9 protein-coding genes are annotated in these 14,594 nt (G+C 61.3%); 4 read left to right on the forward strand and 5 right to left on the reverse strand.

Annotation, left to right across the window (positions count from 1 at the left end; all coding sequences use genetic code 11):
• Nucleotides 1–56: 56 nt before the first annotated feature.
• From ASU33_RS17320 to ASU33_RS17330, 3 genes are all read right to left on the reverse strand, one after another.
• On the reverse strand, nucleotides 57–914 hold the full coding sequence (locus ASU33_RS17320) for a transporter (protein ID WP_059072083.1): 858 nt from the start codon (nucleotides 912–914) through the stop codon (nucleotides 57–59).
• A gap of 94 nt (nucleotides 915–1,008) precedes the next feature.
• Nucleotides 1,009–3,273: a TonB-dependent receptor gene (locus tag ASU33_RS17325; protein WP_059072084.1), complete on the reverse strand. Its 2,265-nt coding sequence runs from the start codon at nucleotides 3,271–3,273 to the stop codon at nucleotides 1,009–1,011.
• A 104-nt stretch (nucleotides 3,274–3,377) separates the two neighbouring features.
• Nucleotides 3,378–4,721: an Nramp family divalent metal transporter gene (locus ASU33_RS17330; RefSeq protein ID WP_059072085.1), complete on the reverse strand. Its 1,344-nt coding sequence runs from the start codon at nucleotides 4,719–4,721 to the stop codon at nucleotides 3,378–3,380.
• A 215-nt stretch (nucleotides 4,722–4,936) separates the two neighbouring features.
• Here ASU33_RS17330 and ASU33_RS17335 point away from each other — a divergent pair, with 215 nt between their 5' ends.
• A complete protein-coding gene (locus tag ASU33_RS17335) occupies nucleotides 4,937–5,935 on the forward strand; it encodes a cation diffusion facilitator family transporter (RefSeq protein WP_059072086.1) in 999 nt (332 codons plus the stop codon).
• Between the two features lie 8 nt (nucleotides 5,936–5,943).
• On the opposite strand, the gene ASU33_RS17340 is transcribed toward ASU33_RS17335, so the two are convergent.
• Both ASU33_RS17340 and ASU33_RS17345 read right to left on the reverse strand, forming a co-directional pair.
• Nucleotides 5,944–7,917 (reverse strand): T9SS type B sorting domain-containing protein, encoded by a 1,974-nt coding sequence (locus tag ASU33_RS17340; protein ID WP_059072087.1) that lies wholly within the window; start codon nucleotides 7,915–7,917, stop codon nucleotides 5,944–5,946.
• Between the two features lie 132 nt (nucleotides 7,918–8,049).
• The gene (locus tag ASU33_RS17345; protein ID WP_078063226.1) at nucleotides 8,050–9,468 is read right to left on the reverse strand and encodes a PQQ-dependent sugar dehydrogenase; all 1,419 of its coding nucleotides are present in this window, start codon (nucleotides 9,466–9,468) and stop codon (nucleotides 8,050–8,052) included.
• A 127-nt stretch (nucleotides 9,469–9,595) separates the two neighbouring features.
• Here ASU33_RS17345 and ASU33_RS17350 point away from each other — a divergent pair, with 127 nt between their 5' ends.
• The 3 genes from ASU33_RS17350 (at nucleotide 9,596) to ASU33_RS17360 (ending at nucleotide 14,575) form a co-directional block, all read left to right on the forward strand.
• Complete coding sequence (locus ASU33_RS17350) at nucleotides 9,596–11,284, forward strand: amidase (protein WP_059072089.1); 1,689 nt, start codon at nucleotides 9,596–9,598, stop codon at nucleotides 11,282–11,284.
• Nucleotides 11,285–11,290: 6 nt separating this feature from the next.
• Complete coding sequence (locus ASU33_RS17355) at nucleotides 11,291–11,974, forward strand: HD domain-containing protein (RefSeq protein WP_149867285.1); 684 nt, start codon at nucleotides 11,291–11,293, stop codon at nucleotides 11,972–11,974.
• 129 nt (nucleotides 11,975–12,103) lie between these two features.
• Nucleotides 12,104–14,575, forward strand: coding sequence for a prolyl oligopeptidase family serine peptidase (locus ASU33_RS17360; RefSeq protein ID WP_059072091.1), 2,472 nt, complete (start codon nucleotides 12,104–12,106; stop codon nucleotides 14,573–14,575).
• Nucleotides 14,576–14,594 lie beyond the last annotated feature (19 nt).

Below are 14,594 nucleotides of genomic sequence, written 5' to 3' on the forward strand. Positions count from 1 at the left end.
CGGCCGAACCCTAGGTGGTCCGGCCGCTTTGTTGTGCAGGCACCTAGGGCAGCGGGTTAGCGGCGCACGGTAAAGCCCACAAAAAATTCGCGGTCCATTTCGCGGTCCAAGGCAAAGTGCCCGCCGAAGTCGAACTGCAGGTTATCGGTGAGGTTGACGATGGGCGCCACGTTGATGGAGCTGCGCCAGCCCGTGTGCTTGGCGTCCCACTTGGTTACGCCTTCGAGCAGCAACGAGAGTTTGTCGTTCACCTCGTAATCGACGGCAACCGATGGCATTATCCGCACAAAATGCTCGGCGTCGTCGCGGTCGTAGTTCAGATCGGTAATTAATTGGGTTTCGAGGTTCCACTTTTCGCCAATGTGCCAGTCGATGGGCAGCACCACGCCGCCTTCCACGCCACCGCTACCCGCCTCACCGCCGGTAGGCAAGCGCACAAAGCCCACCACGGCTACTGCCACCGGTCCTTCTTGGTCGTCGCCGAGGAAGTTGTGCTTCAGGCGTACCGATAAGTCGCCAAAGCCGCGGTTGTTGTGCCAGGTGGGCTCATCGGCCATGCGCTCCTTTTGCACGGTGTACAGCGGCGCCTCCACTTGTATATCGGTGTGGCGCCACAGGCCCATTTTCAGGGTTACGTAAGCAGCTTTCCACTGCCGTTCGCGCTTGTCGTCGTCGCGGCGATTTATCAGGCGGAGTATGTCCGTTTCTACCTGCAGGTGGCCGGCATCAACGGTAAAAGGGCTTTCCGACACGCCGGGGCGGTCGGGGCGCAGCTCGCGCAGCTGGTTGCGCGGCACAGGCTTAAACAAATGAAATCGGGCCGAGTCGTACGGCGACGATGAGGAGCCGCTGGCTTGGGCGTGCGCCGAGGTGCACCAAGCCAAAGCGGCCAGCAGGCAAGTAATCCGGTACATGGTTGAGGGAAGGAATGAAGGGGTGTTGCCCCCGCATACGCTTCTGCTTGCCAACCGGATAAAGCCGCGGCTTACCTAGGGCGCAAATCGGTATTTATAGCGCGTAGCGCATCCCCAGAAATACGCGGCGGCCCTGCACCGGCGCGTAGTTGTACTCGGTATCGAAGGTGTAGCCGTTGGGGTTATCCTGCTCGATGTTCTTGTCGAACGGGTCGAAGGGGCGGATGAGCACGTAGCGCGGCAAGAAGTTCAGCAAGTTCTTAACACCGCCGTACACCTCCAGGCCTTTGCCCAGGCGCTTGGTGGCCTGCAGGTTTTGCAGCGAATACCACGGCGAGCGGCTGGGGCGATAGTCGTTGGGCTGCACGGGCAGCAGCATGGGGCCGTTTACTTGCCCGGTATAATCAAAGGTAAGTCCCCAACGCTCGGCCGTGTACGAGGCCGCGTAGGTGCCCGAAAAAGCCGGCGTGTGCAGTTGTCTGATTTGCTCCGTAGGCCCATCGGGCGTGCGCTGCTCGCGGCGGTACACATCCAGGGCCGTGATGCCGGCCATGATTTTCACTTGCGTGCCCAGGGCTAAGTCGGCGTTGAGGGTAGCGCCGCGCGATACGGCAAAGCCGCGCAGGTTGCGGTACACAATCAGGTTGGGGTCGGTGTCGTAGTCAGGCGTGATTTTGTTGGTGAAGTACGTCCAGAACAAGCTGCCATCGAAGGTGAGTGAGCCGGTGGCCGTGCGTAGCTGGTGCGTGTAGTTGAGGGTAGCATTCCAGGAGCGTTCGGGCCGCAGCTGTTCCTCCACAATCACGGTGCGGGCGCCGGTAAGGGCGGCGTGGTCTTCGGTAAACAGGTTCACCACCCGAAAGCCGTTGCCCACCCCTAGGCGCAGCACACGGCTGCCGTCGTCGGTGCCCCATTTGTAGTTGGCCCGCGGCGACAGGATAGCCCCGTGCCGCGAGTTGTAATCGAGGCGCAGGCCCGTGAGCAGGGTAGCGTGTTCGGTAAGGCGCCATTCGTCTTGCGCAAACAAGCCGGGCAGCTGCACCACGTCGGGCTGGTTGCGCACTAGGTCGCCGGTGGCTTGCTCGGTGGCCGGGGTGTTGTCGTCGTACCAGGTGTAGCGGTAGGCCGAGCCCAGCAGCAGCTGGTGCCGAATGCTGAGGGCGCGCACCCAGGTAAGCTGGCCAAAGCCCACGTGCTGGGTGGCGTTGTAGAGCGTAGTGCCGTAGGCTGAGTTTTGGCGGTGGCGGTTGTACGAGCCGCTCAGCATCATTTTCTGGCCCCGAATGGGCAACTGGTATTGCCCCAACAGCTCGTAGCGGCTGGTGTAAATACTCTCGCCGTAGATGCTGTCGGTACCCCGAAACTCGTTGCGCCACGGTAGCTGCCCGCCAAATCGGTCTTCGTAGTAATAGCGGCCGGCCAGCGAGGCAACCTGGTTTTCGGGCCGCGCGAAGCTCCACTTGTTGAATACCGAGGCGCGCTTTTGCGTCGGAATATCGGTAAACCCGTCGCGGTTCACGTCGCGGCGCTGATCGAAGTGAAACACGTTGCCGGTGAGCAGCGAGGTAGCCTTGCCAGCTCGGAGGGTAGTGCCCAAGTCGAGGTTGGTTTCGCCGTGCGAGGTGGCAAAACCATCAACCGAAAGGCGCGGCGCTTTTTGCGGGTCCTTGGTAATCACGTTAATCAAGCCACCTAGGGCCTCGGAGCCGTAGAGCGTTGAGGCCGGGCCTTTCACCACCTCAATGCGCTCCACCATGCTGTTGGGGATGCCGCTCAGGCCGTACACCGTGCTCAGGGCCGACACGATGGGCATTCCATCAATTAGCACCATGGTATAAGGCCCCTCCAAGCCATGAATGTGGATGTCGCCCGTGTTGCACACGTTGCAGTTGAGCTGCGGGCGCACACCGTTCACCAGCGTCAGGTTCTCGAACAGGCTAGGCGAAGGGTTCTTCTGAAAAAACTTGGGCGTGTATATCTCCACCGGCACCGGCGATTCGCTTTTCACCACTTCGCCGAGGGTACCGCTGATTACCACATCTTGTAGCTCGTTAGCGGTGCTGGCAAGCAGTAGGTTGTGCTCGGCAGTGGCGCCGGCTTGCACGGTAACGGTGCGTTCGGCGGGTTTGTAGCCCACGGCCGTGGCTACCAGCTGGTAAGTGCCCGCCGGTACCTGCTTAAGGGTGTAAGTACCGGTTTCGGAGGCGGTGGTACCTAGGGTGGTGCCTTTTAGGGCCACCGTGGCAAAGGGCACTGGCTGGCCACCCGCCCGCACCTGGCCGCGCAGGGTGGCCGTTTGAGCCCACGCTTGGCTTAAGGTGTTGGTTAGTAGTAACAGAATAAGTAGCAGCTGTTTCATAGCGTATTTAGGTGCGGCGGTATTTTTGATTTAGGCGAGTCTAAAACCTGAATTGGGTGTAAAAAAACGGAGCCGCCCCGGTGGGCTAGCTCCGTTTGCTAGGTTTAGCCGAAGAAGGTTTCGTAGAGCAGGTAAGCGTTCAGGGCGATGATGACAGCCGATACCGACCAGGCCACCAGCTTCACCCAGGGCTTATTGGCGAAGGGGCCCATCTTCTGTTTGTCGCCGGTAAACACCACCAGCGGCACCACGGCAAAGCTCAGCTGCAGCGATAGGATAACCTGGCTGAGCACCAGCAGCTCGCCGGTGCCTTTTTCGCCGTACAGCAGCGTTACGATAAAGGCAGGCACCACGGCAATCAGGCGCGTAATCAGGCGACGCAGCCACGGCTTCAGCTTCAGGTCCAGGAAACCTTCCATCACAATTTGCCCGGCCAAAGTGCCCGTGAGGGTGGAGTTTTGACCCGAGGCCAGCAGCGCCACGGCAAACAACACACTGGCTGCGCCCGCGCCGAGTACCGGCGCCAGCAGCTTATGCGCATCATGAATGTCGGCCACGGCAAACAAACCGTTGCGGTGGAAAGCCGCGGCGGCTAGCACCAGAATGGCAGCGTTCACAAAGAAGGCCATAAACAAGGCCACCGACGAATCGATAGTGGCAAACTTGATGGCCGAGCGCTTGCCTTCCTCGTCGCGCTCGAAGGCGCGCGTTTGCACGATGCTGGAGTGCAGGTACAGGTTGTGGGGCATCACGGTAGCGCCCAGTATGCCAATGGCCACGTACAGCATGGCCGGGTTCGTCACGATTTCGGTTTTGGGCACCAGGCCAGCGGCCAACGCCGCCCAGTCGGGCCGCGAAATGAATACCTCGTAGGCGAAGCAGCCGAAAATGATGAAAATGAGCCCGGCTACCAATACCTCCAGAATGCGGAAGCCCCGGTTTTGGAAGTACAGCACCACCAGCACATCCAAGATGGTGATGAGCACACCTAGGGTAAGCGGAATGCCGAACAGCAGGTTGAGGGCAATGGCCGAGCCAATTACCTCGGCAAGGTCGCAGGCGGCAATGGCAATTTCGCAGAGCAGCCACAGCGCCATGGCCACGGGCTTGGAGTAATGGTCGCGGCAGGCTTGGGCTAGGTCGCGGCCGGTTACAATGCCGAGCTTGGCCGCGAGGTGCTGCAGCAGCATGGCAAACAAGTTTGAAATCAGGATTACCGACAGCAGCGTGTAGCCGTAGCGGGCACCGCCCGCAATGTCGGTAGCCCAGTTGCCGGGGTCCATGTAGCCCACGGCTACCATCAGGCCCGGCCCCCAAAACGCCATCAGCTTGCGCCAAAACGAGGCGTTGCGGCCCGGCACGCGGATGGAGGCGTACACGTCGCCGAGCGAGGGCGCGTGCCGGCGGCGGCGCCAGCCCGGGTCGGCACCGTCGGCTGCGGGAGGCACGGTTGGCGGGGTTACAGGTGGGGTAGGGGTATTAACTGTAAGCATCAAGTCAAGAGGAGATTCCAACGCAAAGGAAACTAATTTTTAGGCTGGCCTAAAATATTTTTTAAGCCCACTTAAATACCTGCTTCGCGCCAAAAAGTTTCGGCGCTCTGGGGCACGCATCCGTTTAGGTCGGATGTTTACGCTTTCATTGCCCCCTACAGTTGCTCCACATGCTTGCTCTGAAACGCAACCGCTTTGGCCTGCTTTCCTTGGTGGTGAGTGTGGTGCTGGTGTTTACCAAGTTTTATGCTTGGGCTCTCACGCACTCGCAAGCCGCCCTCACCGACGCGCTCGAATCCATCATTAACGTGTTCACGAGCGGTTTTGCGCTCTACAGCATTTACCTCTCGGGCCTGCCCAAAGATCAGAACCACCCTTACGGCCACGGCAAAGTTGAGTACCTGTCGGTTGGTTTTGAGGGGGCGCTGATCCTAGGTGCCGGCGTTTACATTTTTTCCAGTGCCATTCAGGCTTTGCTGCACCCGCACTCGGTGCAGCAGCTCGATTGGGGCGTGCTGCTGCTGGGCGGTACGGCCGTAGCTAACCTGCTCACGGGCTTTGTGCTGGTGCGGCAAGGCCATAAGCTGCACTCGCCGGCCTTGGTGGGCGATGGGCAGCACCTGTACCTCGATGCCGTGAGTACGCTGGTATCGTGCGCGGCCCTGGGGCTGGTATACTTCACCGGGCTGGTCATCTTCGATACGGTGGCGGCGCTGATCCTAGGTGTGGTAATCGTGGTGAATGGCTACCGCATGCTGCGCCGTTCGGTGTCGGGGCTGATGGATGAATCGGACGTAGCTACGGTGGAGCGGGTAATTGCCGAGCTGCAGCAGCACCGCCAGCCGCCGTGGATTGATGTGCACAACCTGCGCATCGTGCGCTACGGCGCCAACCTGCACATCGACTGCCACATTACCATTCCGTACTACTTCAGCCTCGAAGAAGCCCACGCCGAGGTGTCACGCATTGAAGAGTTGATCCGGAGTCGGTTTGAGGTGGAGGTCGAAATGTTCGTGCACGCCGATCCGTGCACTTTCAGTGCCTGCCCGCACTGCTCCATGCCCGATTGCCCGGTGCGCCAGCACGCATTCACCCGCCTTGTGCCCTGGACGCTCGACAACGTGGTAAAAAACGAGCGGCATCAGCTCGATGAACCTACTACTGCCTAACGCAACACCTAGCGAATCAACTCGATCCAGCCTTGGCGGCGGGTACCGTTGCCGAGGGTAATCTGGTAGTAGTACACGCCAGCGGCTTGGCCGGCGCCGTCCCAGTTGTTCTGGTAATCGGCCCACTCAGCCACCTTGCGGCCCCAGCGGTTGTATATCTCGAGGCGTTGGGCCGGCAGCGCAGGGTCTTTGATGACGAATACATCGTTGATGCCGTCGCCGTTGGGCGTAAACACGTTGGGCACCTGCAGCACCACGCGCACCACAAACGAGGCCGTATCGGCGCAGCTTTGGCCGAGCTCGGTGGGTGTAACCGTTACGAAGTAGCGCGTGGTAGCATCGGGCCGAACCCGGATGCTGGCGCCGTTTGCCGGCCCGGTACCTAGGCCGCTGGTGCCCGCCGGGGTGCTGGCCCGCCAGTTGTAGGTGTAGCCCACGGGTACGTTGTTGACCGTAAGTGGCCGGTTGGGGCGAGCTGTTAAAGCAATTTCTTCGCGGCGGGTAACGAGCGTATCGCGCCGGAACCGAGTGCCTTTTTGTGGGTTGGTACCTTCTACTACCACATCGGCAAAGCTGCGGCGCGCTACCCGCACCACAATAATGCGGTTCTGCACGGCCTTCACCGGGCAGGCATTGTCTTCGATACGCACCGGAATGCGGAAGGTGCGGCCCGCCAGACTGATATCGGGGCGCAGGCGCAGCTTGCCCACGGGCGCGTTGGTGCCGTTGCCCTGCAACGCAAACGGTCGGGCGGCGGCGTTGCTCGGGTCGCGGAACAAAGCTGCGTAGGAGGGCTGCGTAGGCTCGGCAAAAGTTACCGTCAGCCGATCGGCTGGGTTCGGGTCGCGGAAGTCGATATCGAGCTCGGTGTACTCGCAGGTTTGCGCCACCACAATGGTCGAGTCGGTGTTGGTAACCTGTTGGTTGGCCTCGCGCACCAGCGGCACGGCCCTAGGTGCGTTGGGCACCTGGTTGCCGCCGCAGTCGATTACCACTACCAGCACATCGCGCCGCACCGAGCCTACTTTGTAGTAACGCCCGCCTACCCGGCGATACTCCGTTACCTTGCCCACCACGGCGTACTTGTTGAAGCCATTAAAGCTTGGACCCGGAAAGTAGAAGGTGGGGGTGAAAGAGAAGTTGCCAGCCTGCGCGTCGAAAGAAAAGTACGGGGTGGCCGTACGCACCGGGCAATTGCCCGAAAAGGTGTAGGAGCCGATGGGGAAAATAGACGAGTACTCAGTGGTACCATTAGGAATGGTGACCACGCAAGGATTGGTAGGCGAGTTGCTGGGGTCCAGAATCAGCCCCCCCACCGAGGTGTAGGAGTTGTAGGTAGTGAACTTGTTGCAAGCTTCGAGGGGGCGCTCCAGCGAGTAGACAAGCGAATCGCCGTCGGGCTCGGTGGTCGAAAACGTCAGCTGCGTACGTTGCCCCACGCACACAAACGGCACCGGAATGTTTTGATCCTGGTACTGGGGCGAAGTGTTGCTGATGACCAAGGGGCCGCCCGGCAACGGCAGCTGGTTATTGAGGGTCGCCTCGAAACGCAGGTCGGTGTTGCCGGGGATGTTGGCCAGCAAAGGACGGTTGCTTATTTCCACGCTCAGCGTCCATTCGGGAGCGGGCGGCAAGGTTACCTCGGCGGTGTAGCGGGCAGTTTCGTAGTTGGTTAGGCCATTTACCGTGCACTGCGAAGGGCCGCCGGGTACGTTGGGGCACCAGGGGCTACCCGCCGTAAGCGGGCCGCGCACCAGCGTAGCCGAGAAATTGCGAACGTCGATGGTGTTGCAGGAGGTAGCCGGGCTACCCACGCGGCAATTCAGGATAAGCTCGGCGTTGGCTTCGTTGCCCGAACAATCGCGGAAGAAGCGGCACGTTATGCGGTAGCGGTTGGAGCCGGGCGGGCCAATGGCTTCGTAGGTCAGCTCGCCGCCTTGCGCGTGGGTTGCCTGCGCCCTAGGTGCGCTCAGCAGCAACAAACACCATGTAGTAAGAACAGATATAAAAAGGGGTAAACGGTGCTTCATGAACAATAGGCAAGCAGGGGAGCAGCCGCTGGTAAACAGCGCAACCGAAAGTTACGCACATTTTAAGGCTGAGCTTGCTTACGCTCAGGGGCGCATGATGCGGCCGCGCAGCTCGGCGCCATCGGGGGTGCGCAACCGCAGCAGGTATAGGCCGGGCGCTGCCGGTGGTAAGCTGAGCTGAGTGGTGCCACCGCTGATTTCGCCTTGCCACACCTGCCGCCCGCGGGCATCGGTGAGCAGAGCGGTGGCACGGGTGCGCAGCGCCGGTAGCTGCAAGGTGGCTGTGGCGTTGGCCGGGGCCGGGTTGGGGTAGATCGTTAGGCTCAAAGCCACCGGCTTGGTGACCGAAGTGGGGGTGAAGGCACGATTCTCGAGCACCAATATCCGGTCGTCGGTAGGGCCGGGGGCGGTGCGGCCGTCGCGGTTGGAGGTGCCCACATACACGCGCCCCTGGGGCGATACGCAAATGGCACGCAGGCGGCCGTAGGTGCCCGTCCAGAGGTTGTTTTCGCGCAGCACCTGTTCGCCGTTGGCCGATAAGGGCAAGGCCGAGAAGGTACCTGCCTTCAGGCTAAGCTGCAGCAGGTTGTTGCGCCAATCGGGTATGGCGGGGTGGTCGTAGTAGGCGAGGCCCGAAACACCTAGGGTGGGCGTCCAGGTAATCAGCGGTTCGCGCACGTTGTTGGCCTGGCAGAAAGCCTGTTCGGCAGGTAGGTTGCAGAGGCCTTCCACGTTGGGCCAGCCGTAGTTGCGGTTGGCCTCGATCAGGTTCACTTCGTCGTCGTTGTTGGGACCGTGCTCCGCGCTGTAGAGCTTGCCGGTGCTGGCTGCCCGCGCCAGCCCCTGCGGGTTGCGGTGACCTAGGGTATACACCAGCGAGCCGGCCACTGGGTTGTTGGCTGGCACGGAGCCATCGAGGTTCAGGCGCAGAATTTTCCCCGTAAGGCTGCTGCGGTTTTGCGCCGATGGCAAGTCTTGCGCGTCGCCGGTAGTCATCAGCAGGGTATTGTCGGGCAGCAAAAGCAGGCGCGAACCGCTGTGCGTAGTTTGGGCCGGTATGTTGCCCAGCAGCACCTGCGGGTTGCTAAGCGCATTGGTGCCGATGGTGTACTGGTACCGCACCAGCTTTTCCTTTAATTGGCCGCCTTCGGTATAGTTGTACACCACAAACACGCCGTACTGGTTGCTGCCTGGGGTTGGCACTACAGCCATGCCCAGCAAGCCGCTTTCGCCGGTTTCGGTTACGTCGGCAATGGTTAGCAGCGGCGTTACCACGCCCGTAGCCGGGTCGATGCGGCTTACCCGGCCGCCGCGCTCCGTCATCCACAGAAAATTGTCGGGCCCCCAAAGCAGCTCCCACGGGGTATCGCGGCCGGTGGTAAGCGTAGAAACACTCACGGTGGTGTTGCCCACCTGGTAGCTGCCGGGCTGTGCATCGGCACTCCTAGGCGTGCAGTAGGCGCCCAATACTATCAGCAGAAAACATGCGGCGAAACGTTTCATACGCAGGAGCTTAAGGGTAAACACTAACAGGAAAGAGCGAGCTTACAAGCATAACGGTTTTCTGGCCGCTTCGGATTGCTGATATTTCCGACAGTGCCGCCGCTATTTTGTTTCTTTCTTCCCCACCATGAAAAAACTTTTTCCTTCTCTGCTCGGCGGCGCCGTCTGCTTTGTGGCCGGTGCCCTTACCATGCGCGCTACCGATGCACCTAGTGCCGTAACGGTGCCCATGTTACGAGCCGCCCAGGAGCTTATGGGCCTGCATTTTTCCGATGCACAGCTCGATTCGGCCCGCCGCGAAGTGACTGATTCGCGAAGCAGCTACGAAGCCTTGCGCAAGCTGCCCATTCCGAATGGCGTAGCACCCACTACCGTGTTCGACCCGGTGCCGCTGCGCCTGCGGCCCACCGGCATCGAGAAAATGCGCGTCGACCACGGCAAGCTGCCCAAAATGGGCAAAGTAACGCTGCCCTCTAACCGCGACGATCTGGCTTTCTACACCGTGCGCCAGCTCGGCGAGCTGCTGCGTACCAAGCAAGTCAGCTCCGAAGAATTAACCAAGTTCTTTTTGGCGCGCCTGAAAAAGTACGACTCCAAGCTGCTGTGCGTAACCTCGCTCACCGAGGACCTAGCCCTGCAGCAAGCCCGCCAAGCCGACGATGAAATACGGCGCGGTAAGTACCGCGGGCCGCTACACGGGGTGCCGTTTGGCGTGAAGGACTTGTTCAGCACCAAGGGCTACAAAACCACTTGGGGTTCGGTGCCTTACAAAGACCAGACGCTCGATGAAGACGCCGCCGTGGTAACGCGCCTGCGCGACGCCGGCGGAGTGCTGTTAGCCAAATTTACCCTAGGCGAGCTGGCCATGGGCGACGTGTGGTACGGCGGCATGACGCGCAGCCCCTGGGACATCAGCAAAGGCAGCAGCGGCTCGTCGGCTGGTTCGGCCTCGGCAGTGGCCGCTGGCTTGGTGCCCTACGCCATCGGTACTGAAACCCTAGGTTCGATTGTAAGCCCGAGCACGGCCTGCGGCACCACTGGCCTGCGGCCGACTTACGGCCGTATAAGCCGCGCCGGCGCTATGGCTTTGAGCTGGTCGATGGACAAAGCCGGACCCATTACCCGCTCGGCCGAAGACTGCGCCCTGGTGTTTGCTGCTTTGGATGGCCTCGACAGCCGCGACGCGGCCACCCTAACGGTGCCAAGCAACGTGTGGCCTTTCCGCTACGCTTTCGATACCGACCTCAAAAAGCTACGCATTGGCTACGTAAAAGCCGATTTCGACCGCACGTACCCCACCAAAGCCAACGACCAGGCCGTGCTGGAAACCCTTCGTAAGCTGGGCGTGCAGCTGGTGGAAATTGAACTGCCGAAGCTGCCGGCCGGCGACATGACTTTCCTGCTCACGGCTGAAGGGGCCGCCGCTTTCGACGACCTCACCCGCTCGGGCCGCGACGCCTCCATGGTAAAGCAAGACCGCAATGCCTGGCCCAACCTGTTCCGGGCTTCGCGCTTTGTGCCGGCCGTGGAGTACATCCAAGCCCAACGTGCCCGCCGACTTCTGATCGAAGAATTGGATGCCCGCATCAAAGACCTCGACGGGTACGTGGCACCTTCGTTCAGCAGCAACCTGGTTATTACCAACCTCACCGGTCACCCGGCCGTGGTGGTGCCGAACGGCTTCCGGCCCGGCGGGCTTCCGAGTACCATCACCTTCACGGGACAGCTGTACCAAGAGGCCAAGCTACTTGCCCTGGCGAAGGCCTACCAGGATGCCACCGAGTTCGACGAAAAGCACCCGCCGCTAAACTTCTAGCCCTAGGTGACAACTCCTGACCAACCCCAAGCAGCCTCGTTGGCCGCGCGCTGGCAACAAACGGTAGCTCCGCTGTTGCCCACCGCGGCCGGCGAGGCTGCCTGGCGTTATGTACTGGGTGCTTACGCCGGGCCCGATCGGCACTACCACGCGTTGGCACACCTCGCCACCATGTTTGCGGTGCTCGATGCGCACCCCGAAAAAGCCTCTGATGCGGCGGTGCTGGAGCTGGCCGTGTGGTTTCACGATGCTGTGTACGACTCCTTGCGCCACGACAACGAAGCCCGCAGCGCCGAGGCGGCATTGCAGTACTTGCAAGGCAGCCGCCTGTCGGCCGAGCAGCTGGCCCGCCTCGATTACCTTATCCGGCGCACCCAGCACCACGCCCGCACCGAGCCCAACGACGGCCTCGACACAGCCTTGCTGCTCGATGCCGACTTGTGGATCCTAGGTGCCGAACCCGCGCAATACGCTGCCTACGCCCGGCAAGTGCGGCAGGAGTACAACTTGGTACCCAAGCTGCTGTACCGGCCGGGCCGCGCCAAAGTGTTGCGCCACTTGCTCGAGGCGCCGCAGCTTTACCGCACCCGCTACGCGCAACAACAGCGCGACGCGGCCGCCCGGCGCAACCTCGCCGCCGAGCTGCAAGCTTGGGAAAACGGCCGCGGGCTTGATGACCTAAGCGGGTAAACTAAACTGCCCCTAGGTGCCGCAGCATGCTCCTTGCCGCAGGCTGGTTGCAACGGCGGCACCTAGGGCTTGTCTTTGGCGATGCGTAAGTTGCGCTTCTTCCTTTTTCCTCCCCCGAATACCATCGTTATGCGTTTTTCTAGTGCGCTGCGGCTGCTGGCTTTGTGGCCGGTGGCGGCCGTGGCCCAAACTCCGCAGGCTGGTTCGCCGTTGGCGCCGCTTACCGTCGAGAAAATTATGCGCGAGCCGGCCCAATGGCTCGGCGGTCTGCCCTCGGCCCAGTACTGGAGCGAAGACGGCAAGCGCATTTATTTTCAGTGGAACCCCGAGCGCGCCCGCCGCGACTCGCTTTACTACACCACGCCCGATGGCAAAGCCCCGCGTAAAGTAAGCCTGGCCGAGCAGCGCCAGCTGCCCACCACGCGCGGCGACTACGACGCCTCCCACACCCGCAAGGTGTACGAGAAGGACGGCGACATTTATTTGCTTGAGTTGAAATCGGGCAAAACGCGGCGCATCACCAATACCGCCGAGCGCGAGATGGAGCCCGAGTTTGCCCTGCAAGGCCGCGCCGTGAGCTACACCCGCAACGGCAACCTGTTCACCTGGGACCCCGCTACCGGCGAAACCACCCAGCGCACCGATTTTCGGCGGGGGCAGCGGCCGCCCGGCCCTTCTACGGATAAATCGGAGAAGTACCTGCGGGCGCAGCAGTTGGCTTTGTTTCAGGTGATAAAGCTGCGCGAGCAAGACCGCCAAGCCCGCGAGCGGCTGCAAAAGGCCCTGGCTAAGCTGCGGCCCAAGCCCATTTACCTAGGCAACCAAACCGTCGAGAACCTGCGCCTCTCGCCCGATGGCCGCTACGTAACCTACTCGCTGGTACAAGCCCCCACCAACGATAAGGTGGCCATTGTGCCGGCCTTCGTCACGGCTTCGGGCTTCACGGAGGACATCAACACCCGCAACAAGGTGGGCGCGCCGCAAACGGCCTACGAGCTGGGTATCTACGACATCGGCCGCGACACCACCTTCGTGCTCGGCTACAAGGAGCTGAAGGGCCTCGACGAGCAGCCTGCCTACCGCAAAGAGTACGCCCTGAAGGCCAAAGCCCCCGTGCCTGCCGAAGGCGACAAAGCCACTAGCAAAGACAAACCTGCCACCGAGCTGCGCCGCGTAATACCGCACGGGCCGTATTGGAACGACTCGGGCCAGCGCGCTTTCCTGGTGATGCGCTCCACCGACAACAAAGACCGATGGATTGTGTCGCTCGACCCCACCACGCAGAAAATTGCCTTGCTCGACCGCCAGCGCGACGAAGCCTGGATTAACGGACCGGGTATTGGCTACGAGGCCGGCAACGTAGGCTGGATGCCCGATGGCCGCCGCATGTATTTTCAGAGCGAAGAAACCGGCTACTCGCACCTGTATACCGTCGACGTTACTTCGGGCCAGAAGAAAGCCCTGACCAGCGGTAACTTCGAAGTGCAGCAAGCCAAGCTCAGCCGCGACAAGAAGACGTGGTACATCACGGCCAACAAGTCGCACCCCGGCGAGCAGCACTTCTACCGCATGCCAGCTGAGGGCGGGCCGCTCACGCAAATCACCACCCAAAGTGGTGCTCATGAGGTAGCCCTCTCGCCAGACGAGAAAACCCTGGCCGTGCGCTACAGCTTCTCCAACAAGCCCTGGGAACTGTACGTGATGGACAACAAGCCCGGCGCCAAAATGCGCCAGCTTACCCGCTCCACCACCCAGGAGTTCGAGAGCTACAAATGGCGCGAGCCGGAGGTGGTAACCTTTAAGGCCCGGGACGGCGCCAGGGTGCACGCCCGCCTGTACCGCCCCGCACAGCCCGATCCTACGCGGCCGGCCGTAATCTTTGTGCACGGCGCCGGCTATCTGCAGAACGCGCACAAGTGGTGGAGCACCTACTTCCGCGAGTACATGTTCCATAACCTGCTCGCCGACCGCGGCTACACCGTGCTCGATGTGGATTACCGCGGCTCGGCCGGCTACGGCCGCGACTGGCGCACCGGCATCTACCGTTACATGGGCGGCAAAGACCTCTCCGACCACGTTGATGGCGCCAAGCTGCTTGTTGAGAAGTACAACGTCGATCCGCAGCGCATTGGCATTTACGGCGGCTCCTATGGCGGCTTCATCACGCTGATGGCCATGTTTACGCAGCCCGAGGTGTTCAAGTCGGGTGCCGCCCTACGCTCCGTTACCGACTGGGCCCACTACAACCACGGCTACACCGACAACATCCTCAACGAGCCCTACAACGACTCCATTGCCTACGCCCGCTCGTCGCCCATCAACTACGCCGAGGGCCTGAAAGGCAACCTGCTGATGTGCCACGGCATGGTTGATACCAACGTGCACTTCCAGGACATCGTGCGCCTCACGCAGCGCCTCATCGAGCTTGGCAAGGATAACTGGGAGCTAGCCGTGTACCCCGTAGAAGACCACGGCTTCGTGGAGCCTTCATCCTGGACCGACGAGTACAAGCGCATCCTCAAGCTTTTCGAAACTACGCTGCGCAATCAGTCAGCTGCCGCGGCGGCTGGTACCGCTGTTGGTAGCAGCGGGGGCAAATAGCACCTAGGGATAAGCCTAA

Source organism: Solirubrum puertoriconensis, from assembly GCF_001483135.1.
GTDB lineage: Bacteria > Bacteroidota > Bacteroidia > Cytophagales > Hymenobacteraceae > Solirubrum > Solirubrum puertoriconensis.

Coding starts and splice junctions, on each gene's coding strand:
- ASU33_RS17335 (WP_059072086.1), top strand. CDS start 4,937: ATGCTTGCTCTGAAACGCAACCGCTTTGGCCTGCTTTCCTTGGTGGTG.
- ASU33_RS17320 (WP_059072083.1), bottom strand. CDS start 914: ATGTACCGGATTACTTGCCTGCTGGCCGCTTTGGCTTGGTGCACCTCG.
- ASU33_RS17345 (WP_078063226.1), bottom strand. CDS start 9,468: ATGAAACGTTTCGCCGCATGTTTTCTGCTGATAGTATTGGGCGCCTAC.
- ASU33_RS17360 (WP_059072091.1), top strand. CDS start 12,104: ATGCGTTTTTCTAGTGCGCTGCGGCTGCTGGCTTTGTGGCCGGTGGCG.
- ASU33_RS17350 (WP_059072089.1), top strand. CDS start 9,596: ATGAAAAAACTTTTTCCTTCTCTGCTCGGCGGCGCCGTCTGCTTTGTG.
- ASU33_RS17325 (WP_059072084.1), bottom strand. CDS start 3,273: ATGAAACAGCTGCTACTTATTCTGTTACTACTAACCAACACCTTAAGC.